The following is a 17,675-nucleotide window of genomic DNA, read 5'->3' as shown; positions in this document are numbered from 1 at the left end:
TTTCCAAGATTATTGTCTACATGTTACACTAATGATAATGAAAAAGAGGGAGGCATAAAACATGATCGCTGTTGAAAAAATGAATGCAGCCGGTATTCCTTTGCTTCATGTAGTAAAGGATTCCGCCAAAAATGAAAAAACGCCATTTGTCATTTTTGTCCACGGATTTACAAGCGCGAAGGAACATAACCTGCACTATGCCTACCTGCTTGCTGAAAAAGGTATTCGTGTTGTACTGCCGGACGCCCTGCATCACGGAGAAAGAAACGAAAATCTTGCAGGACTTGAGTTAAATATGCAATTTTGGAGCATTGTAATAAATGAAATCAATGAATTGCAGACGATTAAGGATTATTTTGAAAAAGAAGAGCTGATTGACCCAGGTCAAATCGGTGTAGCTGGAACTTCCATGGGCGGAATCGTGACTCTTGGAGCTTTGACGCAATACGAATGGATCAAAGCAGCTGCAAGCTTAATGGGAAGTCCTTATTATGAACAGTTTTCCCGTCAGCAAATACAATATATACAAAAGATGGGCATTAAAGTTCCGCTCACGGATGAAGAGCTTGAAAAGCACTTCTTAAGTCTGCAGGCTTATGATTTGAGTATACATACTGAAAAGCTCGCAGCCCGTCCATTATTATTCTGGCACGGCAAAAAGGATCAGGTTGTCCCTTTTGATCCGACCTACACGTTCTTTGAGGAAATCAAATCGTCCTATGAGGAAAAGCCTGAATATCTGAAATTTATTGCGGATACCAATGCAGATCATAAAGTTTCACGAGAAGGGCTGATTGCTACCGTCGACTGGTTTGCTGATTTTTTGACTGAAAGCAAATAATTTCAGGTTACTGCTTTGTTTCGATATACTTTGCTGTGAGGAGTGATTATTATGGATGAAGCACTTAAAGAAAATATTTATGGAGCGCTTGAGCTTGTCATTGACCCTGAGCTCGGTGTTGATATTGTGAATCTCGGACTTGTTTATGATGTGGAGCTTGACGAGAACGGCACTGCGCTTGTGACAATGACACTGACTTCAATGGGCTGCCCGCTTGCAGGGACAATCATCGATCAAGTAAAAACAGCCTTGCGTGATATTCCCGAAATTAAAGAAACAGAAGTAAATATCGTCTGGAATCCGCCATGGACAAAAGACCGAATGAGCCGATTTGCAAAAATTGCACTAGGCGTTCAGTGAAATAGGGAGATCCCGGTTCTTAAAGGAACCGGGATTTTTTTTGTGAGCGTTTATAGGTTAACTTCAGTAAAAACTGCTAGATGACTCAAAATATTGAAGGAATCCCTGTATTCGTCTAAACCGGAGAGTCAGTTTATGATGGAGTGTCCGAATATTCCGCATTCAATAGAAAGAGCGCGAGAAGGGGAATCAAAAGCGTATTATGATTCCACAATTTATGGAAAGAGCGCGAAAAGAGGAATCAACCGCATGCTATGATTCCACAATCGATAAAATGAGCGCGAGAAGGGGAATCAAAAGCGTATTATGATTCCACAATTTATGGAAAGAGCGCGAAAAGAGGAATCAACCGCATGCTATGATTCCACAATCAATGAAATGAGCGCGAAAAGAGGAATCAACCGCATGCTATGATTCCACAATCAATGAAATTAGCGCGAGAAGAGGAATCAACCGCGTACTATGATTCCACAATCGATGAAATGAGCACGAGAAGAGGAATCAAAAGCGTACTTTGATTCCACAATCGCGGCCAAAACCAAAAAAAGTGTCCTCTAAGAGTACTCTCACCCCAAGTTTGAAGGAGGTACAAATATAATTTTAATAAAGTCGCCACTCTGATCAAATACGGTAAACTCTATCAGCTCGCACCGGGCAGCCGCAAACAATCAATTAATCTATAAAATTTTTAAATATACAATTGATTTTATTTTTATGCAGTATTATAATGGGTACTAATTCAAATAAAAGAACGATATAAATTAAAGGGTGATCCAATTGAATGTAGGTATTATAGGTGCAACGGGCTATGGAGGCAATGAGTTATACCGCCTTCTCACAAAACATCCAAAGGTGGAGAAGTGTATTTTATATACATCTTCTGAAGACGGAAAGGCATACAGGGAATCTTATCCTCACTTAACCGGCATAAGCGATGAATTCCTGGTCAGCATAGACAGCGCCTCAATCGATAAAGAGGTTGATGTCCTGTTTATGGCCTCACCGCCTGGAGCTGCGGCAGAGATTTTACCGCAAATCAACTTAGATCAGATAAAGGTCATTGACCTGTCAGGAGATTTGAGATTAAAAGATTCTGCTTTATACGAAAAATGGTATAAACGAAAGGCTGCAGACCAGAAGATTGTTGATTCAGCGGTTTATGGTCTTTCTGAACTGAATAAACCATCCATTATGAACGCATCCATTCTTTCAAATCCAGGCTGCTTTCCGACAGCGTCAATTCTGGGCCTTGCGCCGGCTGTCTCTAATGATCTGATCAATGAATCTTCCATTATTATTGATGCAAAAACAGGAGTCTCGGGTGCAGGGCGAAAAGCCGGCATCGGTGTTCACTACTCAGAAATAAATGAAAATCTGAAAATCTACAAAGTGAATGGGCATCAGCATATTCCAGAAATTGAACAAGCACTTCACCTTATGAATGAAAACATTTCGGCCATTACCTTTCAAACACATTTGGTTCCAATGACAAGGGGAATCATGGCAACCATCTACGCGGATGCAAAAGGAGAAATGAGTTCAGAGGAATTACTTGCATACTATCAAGCTTTTTACAGAGATTCCTATTTTGTCAGAGTCAGGCCGCTTGGAGAATTTCCATCGACAAAAGAAGTATACGGTTCGAATTTTTGTGACATCGGCCTTTCTTATGATGAGCGGACAGGAAGAGTCACGATCGTTTCAGTGATTGATAACTTAATGAAAGGCGCTGCAGGTCAGGCCGTGCAAAACTTTAATATGATGAATGGATTTGAAGAAACAATGGGACTTGAGATCACACCGCAATATCCATAGGAGGCTGAATTATGCTGAAAGTAAAAGAGTCCATCGGGCTTCTCAAAATAAATGAAGGATCAGTGACATCACCAGCTGGATTTACAGCAGATGGCGTACATACTGGACTGCGATATGCTAAAAAGGATTTAGGCGTTTTAATAAGCGAAGTTCCGGCAAGCTGTGCGGCCGTTTACACACAAAGTCATTTTCAGGCAGCTCCGCTGAAAATAACTCAAGAAAGTATTGGAATGGATCACAAGCTTCAGGCGCTAATAGTGAACAGTGCGATTGCAAATGCGTGTACAGGAGAGCAGGGATTAAAAGATGCTTATGAGATGAGAGCATTGTGCGCGAATTCTTTTGGATTGAAAGAAGAGCATGTGGCAGTAGCCTCAACAGGTGTTATCGGTGAATATTTAAAAATGGACTGCATCCGGAATGGTGTGGAGGATATTTCTCCATCAAAAGATGGGTCACCGGCCTTTCAAGAAGCGATTTTAACGACGGATACAGTGACGAAAAAAACATGCTATGAAATGATGATTGACGGAAAAAAAGTAACAATCGGCGGCTGCGCAAAAGGCTCCGGGATGATCCATCCCAACATGGCTACAATGCTTGCATTTGTTACAACAGATGCCGCTATCGAAAGCAGTGTTCTGCAGCAGGCGCTCAGTGAATTGACTGATGTTTCATTCAATCAAATTACCGTAGACGGCGAAACCTCAACGAACGATATGGTTTTAGTGATGGCAAATGGGTTGGCGAGTAATGAACCTCTGACTTCCGAGCATGAGGATTGGGATATCTTCAAGCAGGGCCTAAAGCTTGTATGCGAAGATCTTGCAAAGAGCATAGCAAGAGACGGTGAAGGCGCTACGAAGCTGATTGAAGTGACAGTTGAAGGAGCAGCAACTGATGAGGAAGCAAGAATTACAGCAAAAAAAGTGGTCGGATCAAGCCTTGTCAAAACAGCTGTTTATGGTGCTGATGCCAACTGGGGAAGAATTATCGGTGCAATCGGCCACAGCAGCGCAGAGGTGAATCCTGATAAAATCGGCATCTTTTTAGGTGATCAATGCCTGTATCATAATGGGCAGCCTCAGAATTTCTCTGAAGATAAGGCAAAAGAAGTCCTGGAAAAAAATACAGTGAATATTTATATCGACCTCCGGATCGGAAACGGAGAGGGAAAAGCCTGGGGCTGCGACCTGACATACGATTATGTCAAAATTAACGCAAGCTACAGAACGTAAGGAGAGGACCATGAGCAAAGTTGTCGTGTTGAAATGCGGAGGAAGTATAGTTGATGAACTGTCAGAGCCATTTTTCGGAAGCCTGCACGAGCTGAAAAAACAAGGATATAAAGTCGTCATTGTCCACGGCGGCGGTCCTGCAATCAATAGCGTTCTTCAAAGCATGAACGTTCAGACGCAGTTTATCAACGGGCAGAGAAAGACAACAAAACAGGTCCTGGATATCGCTGAAATGGTGCTCGCAGGCCAAATCAATAAACAAATTGTAAGAGCTCTGGAACAAAATAATCTCACTTCTGCTGGAATTGCAGGTTCTGATGGCGGAATACTGACAGCTGATTTTTTAAATGAGAAAGAACTTGGATATGTAGGACAAATTTCAAACGTCCAAATTCACCTGATTAAAACACTGCTTGATGGGGATTACATACCTGTCATTGCTCCGATTGCGAGAACAGAGGATCATCAACCTCTTAATGTCAACGCGGATACAGCAGCAGCTGCTATAGCAAGTGCACTTGGTGCAAAAAAACTGCTGTTTGTTACAGATGTCCCAGGTATTTTAAAGGAAAAACAAGTGATCAATCATACAACGCCCGATGAAATTGAAGAGATGATTGGCGCAGGAATCATTAACGGCGGGATGATTCCGAAAGTGCAGGCTGCGATCAAGTCATTGTCTCAATCTTTAAAAGAAGTGATGATTGTCAGCGGTCAGTCAATGTTTGTTACAGAGCAATCCATCTTGGGAACAAAAATTACCATGAAAAAGGAGGCTGCATTTAAATGAGTCATGTATTTCCTACATATGCACGCTGGGATTTGGAGATTAAGGAAGCGACCGGTTCGGTCGCCACCGATCAAAACGGCAAAACTTATCTTGATTTTATCTCAGGAATTGCGGTTTGTAATTTAGGCCACGGAGACAAGGATGTGCTGCAGGCGATTCAAGATCAGCTTGATAAAGTCTGGCACGTTTCGAATCTTTTTCAGCATCCATTGCAGGAGGAAGCAGCGGAGATTCTTACAGCCAACTGCTGCTGTGATGCAGTGTTTTTTTGCAACAGCGGGGCAGAAGCGAATGAAGCTGCGATAAAGCTTGCGAGAAAGCACACGGGCAAAACAAAAATTGTTACTTTTAAGCAATCATTTCACGGAAGAACATTTGCAGCGATGTCTGCTACTGGCCAGGCGAAAATTCATGATGGGTTTGGACCGTTATTACCGCAATTTGAATACTTGCCTTTCAACGATACAGAGGCTCTTGCCCAATTAGATGGAGATGGCTATGCTGCTATTATGCTTGAAGTTATTCAGGGAGAGGGCGGAGTTGTACCGGCAGAAGCTGCATTTTTAGAAAAAGTAAAAGAAACATGTGAACGGCTTGGCACACTGCTGATTATTGATGAAGTCCAAACAGGCATTGGACGGACCGGTCTGCCATTTGCTTATCAGCACTTTCAAATAGAGCCTGATATTATAACAGCAGCAAAAGGGCTCGGCAGCGGATTTCCTGTTGGAGCCATGATTGGAAAAAAAGAGCTGATTGCATCCTTTCAGCCGGGCACTCATGGAACAACATTTGGAGGGAATCCGCTCGCGATGGCAGCAGCTAAAGCAACGCTCACAAAGATCTTTCAGCCCCAATTCTTACAGGAAGTCGCTCAAAAATCAGAGAAAATGGCCGAGATGCTTAAAACTGCATTGCTTGATGCGCCAGCTGTAACAGAGATTAGAGGAAAAGGCTTCATGATCGGCATTCAATTAAATCATGAAGCAGCACCAATTATAACGGAACTGCGAAGCAATGGATTATTAACACTCCCTGCAGGTCCAGACGTCATCCGTCTGCTTCCTCCGCTCACTGTAACAGCGGAAGAAATAAAAGAAGCGGTTGAGATCATAGAAAAAACGATCAAACACGCAGCGGTGACAGTCAGTCAGTAACATAAATTTTTTTAAATCTAAATGTATAAATATACTTAAGCGTAAATAAAAATTCATTACGAGGTGAATGAAAATGAGCGGTTACCTGCTTCTAGAGGATGGCACCAGCTACAAAGGAAATTTGAACGGCGAAGACAGTGAAGGCGAGATTGTCTTTTACACGGGCATGACAGGCTATCAAGAGGTGCTGACAGACCCATCTTATCAGAATCAGATCATCGTGTTTACTTATCCTTTGATCGGAAATTACGGCATAAATGCAGTTGACTTTGAAAGTGAGAGACCGCAAGTAAAAGGTGCCGTTTTTTATGAATGCTGTGAACATTTCTCCCATTATGAGGCCGCTTATAGTGTCAAAGAATACTTGGGCAAATGGAACATTCCATATATCAGTCATGTTGATACAAGGTCGATCGTCAAGCAGATCCGCAAAAATGGAACGATGAAGGCACAGCTGTCGGCTGATTGTAATGAAATAAAACAAAGTAAATGTATAACAAAAAAATTGCCTGAAATTGAAAAGGGGATCACTGTTCTCGGAGAAGGATCTATTCACGTTGCCTTGATTGATTTTGGATTCAAAAAATCAATTTTGCAATCGTTTCTGAAGAGAACCTGCAAAGTAACGATTATTCCATATACAGAACTGAATAAGCTTGCGCATATTCAGCCTGATGCAGTTGTTCTATCAAACGGGCCTGGCGATCCAAAAGAACTTGAAACCTATTTGCCGGCTATAAAAAAGATTGCGGACAGCTATCCAACGCTCGGCATTTGTCTTGGACATCAGCTTATTGCCCTGGCTTATGGAGGAGATACGATGAAGCTGCCGTTTGGACATAGAGGAGCGAATCACCCTGTCGCTGATCAGAAAAAAGGAAAGGTCTTTATGACTTCTCAAAATCACAGCTATGTGGTGACGTCAGCTCATCATAAAGAGTTTGGCGTCAGATTCATCAATGTGAATGATCAGTCGGTTGAGGGCATGTTTCATCAGACACTTCCGATTCTGTCCGTTCAATTTCATCCAGAAGCCCATCCGGGACCTGCAGAAAGTGAATATATCTTCGATGAATTTCTAGAAATGGTTCTAAACACAAGGAGAGAAATGGTTTATGCCTAAACGTCATGATATAAAAAGCATCCTAGTAATCGGTTCTGGCCCAATTATCATTGGCCAGGCTGCAGAATTTGATTATTCCGGTACTCAGGGCTGCATTGCCCTGAAAGAAGAAGGATACAAGGTCATCCTTGTGAACAACAATCCGGCAACGATAATGACGGATCATCAATACGCAGATGAGGTCTACTTTGAACCGCTGACAGTAAAAAGCCTCTCGAAAATTATTGAAAAAGAAAAACCGGATGGCCTGCTTGCAACTCTTGGCGGTCAAACCGGACTCAACTTGGCTGTGAAACTTCATGAGGCCGGAGTTCTTCAAAAACATAATGTGCAAGTTCTGGGTACATCCGTTCAGTCGATTCAAATGGGAGAAGACAGAGAAAAGTTCAGAAAACTGATGTATGACCTGAAACAGCCTGTACCTGCAAGCGAAATTGTAACGGATGCAGATCAAGCACTGGCATTTGCAAATGAAATCGGCTACCCGATTATCGTCCGCCCAGCTTACACATTAGGCGGTAAGGGAGGCGGGATTGCTGATGATGAAAAGGCATTAATCGGCTTGATGAAGAGCGGATTAAGTGCAAGCCCGATTCATCAATGCCTTGTTGAAAAAAGCATTGCCGGATTTAAAGAGGTTGAATATGAGGTTATGAGGGATGCAGCAAATACGTGTATCACTGTTTGCAATATGGAAAACATTGATCCTGTCGGAATTCATACAGGGGATTCAATTGTAGTGGCACCTTCACAAACGTTGACTGATCATGAATATCAAATGCTGCGGAGTGCTTCGTTAACCATCATTTCAGCTTTGAATGTGGTTGGCGGCTGCAATATCCAGTTTGCTCTTGATCCGGTAAGCAAGCAATATTACGTTATAGAGGTCAATCCGCGTGTCAGCCGTTCTTCAGCACTTGCATCGAAAGCTACGGGGTATCCAATTGCCAAAATCGCTGCAAAGCTTGCAGTCGGGTACACATTAAGCGAGCTGAAAAATCCATTGACACAGTCAACCTTTGCAAGCTTTGAGCCTGCTCTTGATTATGTGGTCGTGAAGTTCCCAAGATGGCCATTTGATAAATTCAAAGACGCCGACCGCACGCTTGGTACTAAAATGAAGGCAACCGGTGAAGTGATGGCGATTGAAAGAAATCTCGAAGCAGCCATCCAAAAAGCCGTATCATCACTTGAACTTGGAAATATTGGAATTTACTTTGAAGAAATATCAATGCTGTCAGATCTTCAACTCTTAAACATTACAAAAAAAGCTACAGATCAGCGATTTTTCGCCATTATTGAGCTGTTAAGAAGAGGGGAAAGCATTAATGTGATTCATGAGGAAACAGGGATTGATTATTATTTTCTAAACAGCTTTCTCTCACTTGTCATATTGGAAAAAGAGCTTAAATCCCTAACCTTGCACGAAATCACTAAAGACTTCCTATCCTATGCAAAGGAAAAAGGATGTTCTGATCTGTACATCGCACATTGTTTGGATGAAGATGAATCTGCTGTAAGAACGCAGAGAAAATCACTCGGCATCACAGCTAAATATAAGCTGGTTGATACATGTGCGGCGGAATTTGAAGCGAGAACCAACTACTATTATTCAACTTATTTCGGAGAATGCGAGCTTGAAAAAGGTGAAAATTCAAGAAAAAAAGCGCTGGTACTTGGATCAGGCCCAATCCGCATCGGACAGGGAGTTGAGTTCGACTACAGCGCTGTGCATGGAATACAGGCCTTGCAGAAGCTAGGGTATGAAGCAATTATGATCAACAATAATCCTGAAACAGTCAGCACAGATTTTGAAACAGGAGACCGTCTGTATTTCGAACCGCTGACAGCCGAACACGTTCTGAATGTAATTGAAGCTGAGCGGATAGATGTAACGATTGTGCAATTTGGCGGCCAAACCGCCATCAATCTTGCAGCCGCACTTGAAGAAAACGGAGCACTCCTTCTCGGAACAGATTCAGAAACCCTTGATATCCTTGAGGAACGGGAGAAATTTTATCACCTGTTAGATGAAATAGAAGTCGCACATCTTCCCGGTACAACCGCTCATAACGCAGAGGAAGCCATCAAGGAAGCGGAAAATATCGGCTATCCTGTTTTAATCAGACCATCTTACGTCATTGGTGGAAAAGGGATGATTGTGCTTGAAAATAAAGAGCAGCTGGAGATGCAGGTTCAAAAAGCCGGCACTCAGGCATTTCCAATCCTAATCGATCGGTATGTCACAGGCCAGGAAGCTGAAATTGATCTCGTTGCAGACGGCGAAAGCATCCTCATTCCTGCGGTGATGGAGCACATTGAGCCAGCTGGTGTGCATTCAGGAGACAGCATGGCGATTATTCCTTCCAAAAATATTAGTGACAAACTGAAGCAAGACATGCATCAGACGGCTAAGAAAATCGTGAAGCAGCTTAATTTTAAAGGAATCATGAATATCCAGTTTCTGATTCAAAACGAAACGCTGTACGTTCTGGAAGTCAATCCGCGGGCAAGCCGGACGGCTCCGATTGTCAGCAAAGTCATGGATGTCCCGATGATTGAACTTGCGGCAGGAATGCTGAATGGAGAAAAACTCACACATCATTATATAGAAGAAGTTAGACCATATACGGCTGTGAAATATCCAGTTTTTTCTAGTCACGCCCTTCAAAATGTAGACCCTAAGCTAAGTCCTGAAATGAGATCAACAGGGGAAGGCATGTGCCTTGCACCTACATTAAAGGAAGCGCTTGGCAAGGTGTTTGATGAAGATTTCGATAAGAGCAGCGTCAGTGTTTTTATGGATGAAATTGATTATCCCCTGCTTCAAAAAGCAGAAGCGGCCGGGCTGAAAACTGAAACGGAATGTTTTCTGAAATGGGCTGAAACGGTAGAGAACGGCGTGTTTGTCAGTTTGAAAAATGGAGAATCGAAAGAAAAGCGGCTGCTTGCTGCTGAAAAAGGAATCAAAGTTTTTTCAGATTCCGCGTCTTTTATGGCTTATTTAAAAGCGGCACCTGACTATGAGGTTTATTCAATTAGAGAACTAACAAGAACGGGAGTGAACATGATATGAGTTCAATAAAATTGGCACAGACTAAAACATCCGCATTATTAGGAAAAGATTGTTTGACCCTGCTTGATTATACGACTGAGGAAATCCTGCATCTTGTTGAAGAAGGAATCCATATGAAAAAATTCCCCATACAATCGGTTTTGTCCGGAAAAATATTGGCAATGATTTTTGAAAAATCGTCAACTCGGACACGTGTGTCGTTTGAAGCGGGAATGCAGCAGCTTGGGGGGAGCGCGCTCTTTTTAAGCAGTCAGGATCTTCAATTAGGGCGCGGGGAAAGCATTGGTGATACAGCCAAAGTCCTGTCAGGGTATGTAGATGCTATTATGATCCGGACGTTTGAGCATGAAAAAGTAGAGGAGCTTGCCCTTCATGCTTCCATTCCAGTTATTAATGGATTGACAGACAAATTCCATCCGTGCCAGGCACTTGCAGATTTAATGACGATCTTCCAGCTGAAAAAAACGTTTAAAGGCATAAAGGCTGCATACGTCGGAGATGGAAATAATGTTGCGCACTCTTTATTAATTGCGTGTGCAAAGGTTGGAATGGATGCGGTCATTGCCCATCCGGAAGGATACGGTCCGGATCCGTCCGTAATGGGGAAAATCGCTGAGATCTGCAAAAAGACAGGAGCTGTTATCTCTGCCACAACGAATCCGCAAGAAGCTGTTCATCAGGCAGATATTGTGTATTCTGATGTATGGACGAGTATGGGGCAGGAAAAAGAAAACGAAATCCGCCTAGCTGCGTTTAATGCTTATCAAATTAACGAAGAGCTAATGAGCGGTGCAAAAAAAGACAGTCATTTTCTTCATTGTCTGCCGGCACATCGCGGCGAGGAAGTAACAGCAGAAGTCATTGACGGAAATCAATCAGCCGTTTTTCAGCAGGCGGAAAACCGTCTCCACGTTCAGAAAGCCCTGCTGAAGGAACTTCTGGTTGGATAAAATTTCAAAAGCATTTAAGCATGGATCCAATAAAAGATCCATGCTTTTTCTAAGCAAAAAATAAAACAAGCGGTCCGGCAATGAAGCAATAAAAAGCAAAGTACTTCAAATTCCCTTTTTCCATAATGCCCATAAACCATTTTAGGGAGAAGTAAGACATGATCAAGGAACCGATAAACCCTGCTGTATAAGGCAATAAAAGCTCGCTGAAATGTTCATCGGAAATCAGATCGGCAATGCCGAGCACCATTCCTCCTGCACTGACTGGAATAAATAAAAGGAAAGAAAATCTCAAAGCAGTTTCCTGCTTTGTTCCAAGCGCCATTGCAGCAACGATCGTAGCTCCTGAACGGCTGATGCCGGGAATAAGGGCAACTGCTTGGGCAAAGCCAATAATCAGCGCATCCTTTACCGTTAAATCTCCATCTTTTTTGCTCCCGCGAAGATTGCGGATAAGGTACAGCGCAATACCTGTTACGATGAGGGACCCTGCGGCAAGCTGAACATTTTTGCTTGAAAGGACATCTTTAAATAAGATTCCCAGCACAGCTGCGGGAATCGTCGCAATGATTAAATAGACAATAAACATAAAGTCTTTTTTTGCTGAGGGGTCCTTTTTCACTGCATAATTCGCTCCGTTAACCGCTAAGCGAATTAAATCTTCACTGTAAATCAAAAGAACGGCAATCAGAGAGGCCGCATTCACTAGGAGTTCAAAGCTTAATCCCTCAATCTTCACGCCCAAAAAGTGCTGGGCGAATACAAGATGCCCGCTTGAGGAAACAGGGATTGGCTCTGTGAACCCCTGAAATAAACCGAGCAGTAAATATTTTAAAGTTAAATAAACTTCGTCCATCTTTTTCCTCCGTTCCTTCTCAGGTCACTACCATTAAACTATAGTGAAGAAAACGTGTAAAGGATAAAATTCTATTCAGCTTTACATGTATTTTGAAGAGATTTGCCATACTACATAATGAAGGAACCTTAAGGAGGGATCTTATTTTGGGGCAGCAGCATCGCTTTAAATCAGGTCAAAAAGCACCTAATAATGGCATCTACGTAGAAGTTGGGGAAACAGGATCAATGGTCAAAAATCCGCAAAAAATAAAGCTTCAGGCAGGAGATCATTTCCCTGAAACGTCAAATGATGACCGCCACTGGACGTATCAAAGAAAACCATAATCGTGAAACCCGAAAAAAAACCCTACTATTTATAGTAGGGTTTTTTGTGTGCAGAGTCGAAAATTAGGTATTAATGATGTCCCTCTGCAGATCGGTCAGGCACAACTTCCCCGAGGATCAAGATGAGAACGGTTGCAACAACAGCAAGAATAGAAGCAGTAACAAAGTTATATGCAACACCTGTCATTGAAGAAACGACGTAAGCCATCATTTGCATTAATAAAAACGTCCAAAAAAATGTCCAAAAATAGCGCAATCTGTTCACCTCATTCTTCAAACAATTCTATGTCCATATTATCATACATAGATTGTGGAATAAAAGCTTTATTTACACTGAAAGTTGACTATTTCATGAACGTTCATTATTGAATAATTAGGTGAATATCCATTCGCTTTTACATGAACGAACATATCTTATATAAAGTGCTCAAAGTACGAAAGAAAGGTGGTGGGCAAATGATGGGAATTACAAAGCGTTTATTTCAGCTGGAATCAGAATGGAACATCATCCATTACCCTTATAAACCAAATGGATTCGGTGTCTTTATCTTTGGTGACAAAACACATTTCGTCGATTGCGAAACGAGCTTTTGGCAGCAGCACTACGGAAGAAACCAGCTGCTTTCAATCTTGCTTGACGCAGGTTATACGGTTTTCACTTCTAACCTTTACGGTGCAAACTGGGGAAGCCCAAAAGCACTGAGTCTTGCACAGAAGATTTATCATATAATCATGAAAAAAGAAATTCTGAATGAGCGGGTTCATATTCTTTGTGAAGGAATGGGGGCGCTGATTGCAAAGGAATTTATGAAGCTTTCTAATGAAAAAATCCGCTCTGTCGCAATGTTTAATCCATGCCTTAACCTTCAAGCCCACCTTGAAAAAGAAAGAGAGAACATGTTTTTTTATAAAAGGCTGACAAAAGAAATTGCGCATGCATATGAAATGGATCCAAAGAAAGTAAAAGACCACCTTTTTCAATCACGTTTTGACAGTACCAGCATTCCTGTTCATATTTGGCAAAGAATGAACAGCATCACATACCCTTATCAGGATCACAGTAAAATCTATGAAGACTTCAGAAGCAAAGAAGGCTCCCCTATCAACTTAACCTTTCATCTGGCAGACAACCAATACAGACTGAATCATTCCGTAGTGAAATTCTTCAAAGAAAACGAAAAAATTTTATAAGCGGAATCGTCCTGAGGGTACAAGGGACGATTCTTTTGTGCTCAAATGCTGCATACCATACTATAACGCTTCCTAAAAGGAGGAAATGGATGATGAGAAAAGCATTGATCGCAGGCTTTGGGCAATTTGTCGGTTTTGCTTTGTGCAGCCGCCTGCTTGAGAATGGCATCGAAGTTGACGGATATATGAATGCCTATAAAGATGATCAGGAACAAAAAATTGCCGATGAAAAAATGATGCTGATTGGCAGAAACGCTTTGTTTGAAAAAGTCTCTTCCATCACAGAAGCGAAAGAAAATGATGTGATTTTTTATTGCATTCAGGATCCCACTGATAAGCAAAATAGACACGATTCAACTTTATTAAGGGAGTGTGCAGATCTTTCTATAAAACAAAAAATTCCATTTATTCTTATATCATCTGCAGAAGTTTTCAGTGAAGCTCAAGAGAAGATTGAAAAGGATACGGTTCCCCATCCTTCAACAGAAAACGGCAAAGCCCATCTGCAGCAGGAGTCAGAAATCCGTGAGCTATTTGGCGAGTCGAATCTGTATAAAATTGTAAGATTTCCCGGTCTTTTTGGACCGTGGCAGCCGCAAACGAGCTTCATACATCAGTGCATTATTTCAGACTTGACCGGAAAAAAATGTGAAGTTGAAGCAAAAGAAGAAAAAAGAGATATTCTCTTTATTGATGATGCAGTCAGCACTCTATTGGAAATTGCAGAGGCACATCCTTATAAAGAATCTGTTGTTCATCTCTCGTCTATGAAAGAAGGACAGTGGAGCAAAATCGCTCAATTATTTTCGGAAAAAGCAGAGCGTCATCTTTCTTATAAGTTATCGAAGGATATCATCTGTCCAGTTGAAACTAGTGTTTCTTTGGAAAGAGGCTTACAAATCCAAACAGAATGGATCAAGCAAAACCTGTATATATACCAATAATTTTAGATAAAGTTCAAGTTTTAATCGTTATTGGGAAATATATCCTTGTGCGATGAATTGGTTACAGTCTAAAATATAGGAGGAATCATGACTTGCACAAGCTAAAAGGAGTTGCTTGGTATGCTGAAGAAAAGTATTCTTTTCGCCATGTGTCTTTTTTTTCTGACAGGATGCGGACAACCCAGGCAGAATGAACTTGAAAAAGTGGGTTTGCTTGTCCCGGATACAATCAGTGATCAAGTATGGGGCACAAAGGGATACAAAGGATTATTGAAAATACAATCACGGTACGGTGTTGATGTTTTTTATAAAGAAGGCATGAATAATCAGGAAGTAGTCAGAGAAGCAGTAAAAGAGTTTTCCGGAAAAGGCGTCAATCTGATTTTCGGCCACGGCAGTGAATATGAAGTGTTCTTTGAAGAATTGAATGAAGAATATGAAGATATCCATTTTGTTTTTTTTAATGGCGAGGCTGATGGAGACAATATGACGAGCCTTAACTTTGACTCGAATGCCATGGGTTTCTTCGGGGGAATGATTGCCGGTGAAATGACAAAGACAAATAAAGTCGGAATAGTGGCAGCATATGAATGGCAGCCTGAAATTGACGGCTTTTATGAAGGTGCGAACTATCAGAATCCTGATATCGAAGTTGACATTCAGTATGTACAAAGCTGGGATGATGTAAAAACCGCCCTTAATTATACAGATGAAATGATTGCAGAAGGCATAGATGTTGTATATCCAGCAGGCGATGGGTATAATGTACCTGTCATTGAACGCGTAAAAGAAAATGGTCTGTATGCAATTGGCTTTGTTTCCGACCAGTCCGATCTTGGCGAAACAACTGTCCTCACAAGCACCATTCAGCATGTAGACCGTTTATATGAGCTTGTTGCCGAAAAATATACAGATGGTGAGCTGGAAAGCGGAAATCTGTATTTTGATTTTCAGGACGATGTCATAGAACTCGGCAAATTCAGTCCGAGTGTGGACAAAGCCTTTCAAAACAAAATGAAGGAACATATTGAAACATACAGGCAGACAGATAAACTGCCTAATCAAATATGAAAAGGGGTATACATATGAGCCATGAACCGAAAACGTTAGAATTTATGCAAATCGCCATGAAATATCTTCCAGAAGCAAAAGCGAAGCTTGATGAAGCAGGCATAGAAATTACTGCTGATCATCTTCAGCCTATGATGGAGCTGCTCACAAAAGTAATGAATGATGCTTATGAATTAGGAAAAAATGAGGCAGGCAAATAAACATGAAAATCCACAGTATATATGAAACTGTGGATTTTTTTAATTTAGGCTGTTTTCGCATAGAGTGTTGTTTTACATGATAAAAGTTGTCCGTTCCTTGCAGCGAGAGGAACTTGCTTTCCACGGTGAGCCATTTTGCTCTATTTCCCACAGGAGTCAAATTTATCGGCCACAATCCACTTAGTGTTTTAAACATTTAGTCTGGCAGCAACAATATTTACGAAAAGAGCTTTATTTATGACAACTTCCAAAATTTTTCAGATTGAGGGTATCATACACGTACATTATTCTCTTCCATGGAATTCTCCAAATCTTGGTCATTTCTCCTAAACAAAATATCCTATCTCATCGAACTTCAGTTTATTTTAATTTTTGTTTGAAATAGTCCAAAATCGGAGAAAACTCTTTTACTACTGGCTTTAATTCTTTTAGAGAGTCCATAATATTATCAATCTGCATGAAAAGCTGAAAAAAATCTGGCTCTGACTGAGGTTCCTGCTCATCTGGAGCGGGGGTTCTTTCTGCTTCCTTCTGCTCTATGCTACGCTCTCTTTTATTTCCAAACATGAAGGATGAGAAGAAATCTCCGGACTCTTCATATTGTCTTTTTTCGCTCAACATAAACACCTCGCTTATCCTTCTTTATTAGTACTGTATGTTTTCTTTTATAACTTGTACGGGGCATTTGCACAGATTTTTGATTGAAATTTTAAAAAAGATAGGATAAAATTAGTACCAGGTAATAATAATTGATTCTAAATATAGGGTAAAAGGAGCTGCGTATATGAGTGCTGGGATAATTGGAATCGGACGGTATACCCCAGATCGTGTTGTAACAAATGCGGATTTGGAGAAAATAATGGATACGTCAGATGAGTGGATACGCACACGGACTGGGATAGAAGAGCGAAGACTTGCAGACGATGAAACAGATACTTCTGATATGGCCTATTTTGCTGCCCAAAAAGCGATTGAGAATGCAGGCCTGACTGCTGAAGATATAGATATGATTTTGGTGGCAACTGTCACGCCTGATCAGCCTTTCCCATCTGTAGCGTGTATGCTTCAGGAGAAACTGGGTGCAAAGAAAGTGGCTGCCATGGATTTAAGTGCTGCATGCGCGGGCTTCATGTACGGATTGATTACAGCGCAGCAATTTATTGAAACAGGCGCCTATAAAAATGTTCTTGTTGTAGGTGTAGAAAAACTTTCAAAAATTACAGACTGGGATGACCGGAATACAGCTGTTCTTTTTGGAGACGGGGCTGGTGCGGCAGTTGTCAGTTCAGTTACACCTGGAAAAGGATTTCTTGCCTTTGAGCTTGGATCGGACGGTTCTGGCGGAAAGCACCTATATCAGAGTGAAAAGCTGATAATGAATGGCCGCGAAGTCTTTAAATTTGCAGTCAGACAAATGGGTGAATCGAGCGTAAATGTGATTGAGAAGGCAGGCCTTAAAAAGGAAGATGTTGATTACTTGATCCCGCATCAGGCCAACATCCGGATCATGGAAGCCGCCAGAGAACGTTTAGAGCTGCCGGTGGAAAAAATGTCAAAAACGGTTCACAAGTATGGCAATACTTCTGCGGCATCGATTCCGATTTCGCTTGTAGAAGAACTTGAAGCAGGAACGATAAAAGACGGAGACATCCTTGTAATGGTTGGTTTTGGCGGAGGGTTAACCTGGGGAGCCATTGCCATGAGATGGGGCAGATAATAAATATTACAGCTAGTGAA

Annotated in this window: 18 protein-coding genes; 15 read left to right on the top strand and 3 right to left on the bottom strand. The window is 41.6% G+C overall.

The annotated features are described in order from the left end of the window. Window positions 1-61 precede the first annotated feature (61 nt). The 9 genes from E2R53_RS11745 (at window position 62) to argF (ending at window position 11,350) form a co-directional block, all read left to right on the top strand. Entirely contained in the window at window positions 62-841 is a 780-nt protein-coding gene (locus E2R53_RS11745; protein WP_133311924.1) for an alpha/beta fold hydrolase, read from the top strand. Window positions 842-892: 51 nt separating this feature from the next. After that, window positions 893-1,201, top strand: coding sequence for a metal-sulfur cluster assembly factor (locus E2R53_RS11740; RefSeq protein ID WP_133311923.1), 309 nt, complete (start codon window positions 893-895; stop codon window positions 1,199-1,201). 777 nt (window positions 1,202-1,978) lie between these two features. Next, a complete protein-coding gene (gene argC / locus E2R53_RS11735; RefSeq protein WP_133311922.1) occupies window positions 1,979-3,016 on the top strand; it encodes an N-acetyl-gamma-glutamyl-phosphate reductase in 1,038 nt (345 codons plus the stop codon). An 11-nt stretch (window positions 3,017-3,027) separates the two neighbouring features. Then, window positions 3,028-4,254 (top strand): bifunctional ornithine acetyltransferase/N-acetylglutamate synthase, encoded by a 1,227-nt coding sequence (gene argJ, locus E2R53_RS11730; RefSeq protein WP_133311921.1) that lies wholly within the window; start codon window positions 3,028-3,030, stop codon window positions 4,252-4,254. A gap of 10 nt (window positions 4,255-4,264) precedes the next feature. Next, window positions 4,265-5,044, top strand: coding sequence for an acetylglutamate kinase (argB, locus tag E2R53_RS11725; RefSeq protein WP_133311920.1), 780 nt, complete (start codon window positions 4,265-4,267; stop codon window positions 5,042-5,044). Further along, window positions 5,041-6,201 (top strand): acetylornithine transaminase, encoded by a 1,161-nt coding sequence (locus E2R53_RS11720; RefSeq protein WP_133311919.1) that lies wholly within the window; start codon window positions 5,041-5,043, stop codon window positions 6,199-6,201. The genes argB and E2R53_RS11720 overlap by 4 nt, the downstream gene beginning before the upstream one ends. Before the next feature lie 73 nt (window positions 6,202-6,274). After that, window positions 6,275-7,324, top strand: coding sequence for a carbamoyl phosphate synthase small subunit (locus E2R53_RS11715; RefSeq protein ID WP_133311918.1), 1,050 nt, complete (start codon window positions 6,275-6,277; stop codon window positions 7,322-7,324). Further along, window positions 7,317-10,400, top strand: coding sequence for a carbamoyl phosphate synthase large subunit (locus tag E2R53_RS11710; RefSeq protein WP_133311917.1), 3,084 nt, complete (start codon window positions 7,317-7,319; stop codon window positions 10,398-10,400). Before E2R53_RS11715 ends, E2R53_RS11710 begins: the two co-directional genes overlap by 8 nt. Then, window positions 10,397-11,350, top strand: coding sequence for an ornithine carbamoyltransferase (gene argF / locus E2R53_RS11705; protein WP_133311916.1), 954 nt, complete (start codon window positions 10,397-10,399; stop codon window positions 11,348-11,350). The genes E2R53_RS11710 and argF overlap by 4 nt, the downstream gene beginning before the upstream one ends. Window positions 11,351-11,399: 49 nt before the next feature. Here the strand turns inward: argF and E2R53_RS11700 are convergent, their stop codons facing one another. Continuing rightward, the gene (locus E2R53_RS11700) at window positions 11,400-12,206 is read right to left on the bottom strand and encodes an undecaprenyl-diphosphate phosphatase (RefSeq protein ID WP_133311915.1); all 807 of its coding nucleotides are present in this window, start codon (window positions 12,204-12,206) and stop codon (window positions 11,400-11,402) included. A gap of 146 nt (window positions 12,207-12,352) precedes the next feature. On the opposite strand from E2R53_RS11700, the gene E2R53_RS11695 reads away from it, so the two are divergent. Next, window positions 12,353-12,532 carry a YjzC family protein gene (locus tag E2R53_RS11695; protein WP_070879204.1) on the top strand — a complete coding sequence of 60 codons (180 nt, stop codon included), beginning with the start codon at window positions 12,353-12,355 and terminating at the stop codon, window positions 12,530-12,532. Window positions 12,533-12,602: 70 nt separating this feature from the next. Here the strand turns inward: E2R53_RS11695 and E2R53_RS11690 are convergent, their stop codons facing one another. After that, window positions 12,603-12,788: a YjzD family protein gene (locus E2R53_RS11690; RefSeq protein ID WP_070879203.1), complete on the bottom strand. Its 186-nt coding sequence runs from the start codon at window positions 12,786-12,788 to the stop codon at window positions 12,603-12,605. Between the two features lie 203 nt (window positions 12,789-12,991). On the opposite strand from E2R53_RS11690, the gene E2R53_RS11685 reads away from it, so the two are divergent. The 4 genes from E2R53_RS11685 to E2R53_RS11670 all read left to right on the top strand — a co-directional run bounded on the left by E2R53_RS11685 (window position 12,992) and on the right by E2R53_RS11670 (window position 15,938). Next, complete coding sequence (locus E2R53_RS11685; protein ID WP_133312269.1) at window positions 12,992-13,723, top strand: hypothetical protein; 732 nt, start codon at window positions 12,992-12,994, stop codon at window positions 13,721-13,723. Window positions 13,724-13,812: 89 nt separating this feature from the next. Then, window positions 13,813-14,667: an NAD-dependent epimerase/dehydratase family protein gene (locus tag E2R53_RS11680; protein WP_133311914.1), complete on the top strand. Its 855-nt coding sequence runs from the start codon at window positions 13,813-13,815 to the stop codon at window positions 14,665-14,667. A 120-nt stretch (window positions 14,668-14,787) separates the two neighbouring features. Continuing rightward, window positions 14,788-15,738, top strand: a complete 951-nt coding sequence (locus E2R53_RS11675; RefSeq protein ID WP_133311913.1) for a BMP family ABC transporter substrate-binding protein — start codon at window positions 14,788-14,790, stop codon at window positions 15,736-15,738. A 14-nt stretch (window positions 15,739-15,752) separates the two neighbouring features. Then, window positions 15,753-15,938, top strand: a complete 186-nt coding sequence (locus E2R53_RS11670) for a ComZ family protein (protein WP_070879200.1) — start codon at window positions 15,753-15,755, stop codon at window positions 15,936-15,938. Between the two features lie 360 nt (window positions 15,939-16,298). Here the strand turns inward: E2R53_RS11670 and E2R53_RS11665 are convergent, their stop codons facing one another. Further along, the gene (locus tag E2R53_RS11665) at window positions 16,299-16,559 is read right to left on the bottom strand and encodes a hypothetical protein (protein ID WP_133311912.1); all 261 of its coding nucleotides are present in this window, start codon (window positions 16,557-16,559) and stop codon (window positions 16,299-16,301) included. A gap of 163 nt (window positions 16,560-16,722) precedes the next feature. Between E2R53_RS11665 and E2R53_RS11660 the strand changes: the two genes are divergently transcribed. After that, complete coding sequence (locus E2R53_RS11660) at window positions 16,723-17,655, top strand: beta-ketoacyl-ACP synthase III (RefSeq protein WP_133311911.1); 933 nt, start codon at window positions 16,723-16,725, stop codon at window positions 17,653-17,655. The last annotated feature ends 20 nt before the right edge of the window (window positions 17,656-17,675 follow it).

The sequence above is a fragment of the Peribacillus frigoritolerans genome, from assembly GCF_004358755.1.
Lineage (GTDB): Bacteria > Bacillota > Bacilli > Bacillales > Bacillaceae > Bacillus_P.
The sequence above is the reverse complement of the archived record's forward strand: the minus strand, read 5'-3'. Positions and strand labels throughout refer to the sequence as shown.

Excerpts from the sequence above, each read along its gene's own strand:
- E2R53_RS11745 (WP_133311924.1), top strand. The coding sequence starts at position 62 with ATGATCGCTGTTGAAAAAATGAATGCAGCCGGTATTCCTTTGCTTCAT.
- E2R53_RS11740 (WP_133311923.1), top strand. The coding sequence starts at position 893 with ATGGATGAAGCACTTAAAGAAAATATTTATGGAGCGCTTGAGCTTGTC.
- argJ (WP_133311921.1), top strand. The coding sequence starts at position 3,028 with ATGCTGAAAGTAAAAGAGTCCATCGGGCTTCTCAAAATAAATGAAGGA.
- argB (WP_133311920.1), top strand. The coding sequence starts at position 4,265 with ATGAGCAAAGTTGTCGTGTTGAAATGCGGAGGAAGTATAGTTGATGAA.
- E2R53_RS11720 (WP_133311919.1), top strand. The coding sequence starts at position 5,041 with ATGAGTCATGTATTTCCTACATATGCACGCTGGGATTTGGAGATTAAG.
- E2R53_RS11715 (WP_133311918.1), top strand. The coding sequence starts at position 6,275 with ATGAGCGGTTACCTGCTTCTAGAGGATGGCACCAGCTACAAAGGAAAT.
- E2R53_RS11710 (WP_133311917.1), top strand. The coding sequence starts at position 7,317 with ATGCCTAAACGTCATGATATAAAAAGCATCCTAGTAATCGGTTCTGGC.
- argF (WP_133311916.1), top strand. The coding sequence starts at position 10,397 with ATGAGTTCAATAAAATTGGCACAGACTAAAACATCCGCATTATTAGGA.
- E2R53_RS11700 (WP_133311915.1), bottom strand. The coding sequence starts at position 12,206 with ATGGACGAAGTTTATTTAACTTTAAAATATTTACTGCTCGGTTTATTT.
- E2R53_RS11685 (WP_133312269.1), top strand. The coding sequence starts at position 12,992 with ATGGGAATTACAAAGCGTTTATTTCAGCTGGAATCAGAATGGAACATC.
- E2R53_RS11680 (WP_133311914.1), top strand. The coding sequence starts at position 13,813 with ATGATGAGAAAAGCATTGATCGCAGGCTTTGGGCAATTTGTCGGTTTT.
- E2R53_RS11675 (WP_133311913.1), top strand. The coding sequence starts at position 14,788 with ATGCTGAAGAAAAGTATTCTTTTCGCCATGTGTCTTTTTTTTCTGACA.
- E2R53_RS11670 (WP_070879200.1), top strand. The coding sequence starts at position 15,753 with ATGAGCCATGAACCGAAAACGTTAGAATTTATGCAAATCGCCATGAAA.
- E2R53_RS11665 (WP_133311912.1), bottom strand. The coding sequence starts at position 16,559 with ATGTTGAGCGAAAAAAGACAATATGAAGAGTCCGGAGATTTCTTCTCA.
- E2R53_RS11660 (WP_133311911.1), top strand. The coding sequence starts at position 16,723 with ATGAGTGCTGGGATAATTGGAATCGGACGGTATACCCCAGATCGTGTT.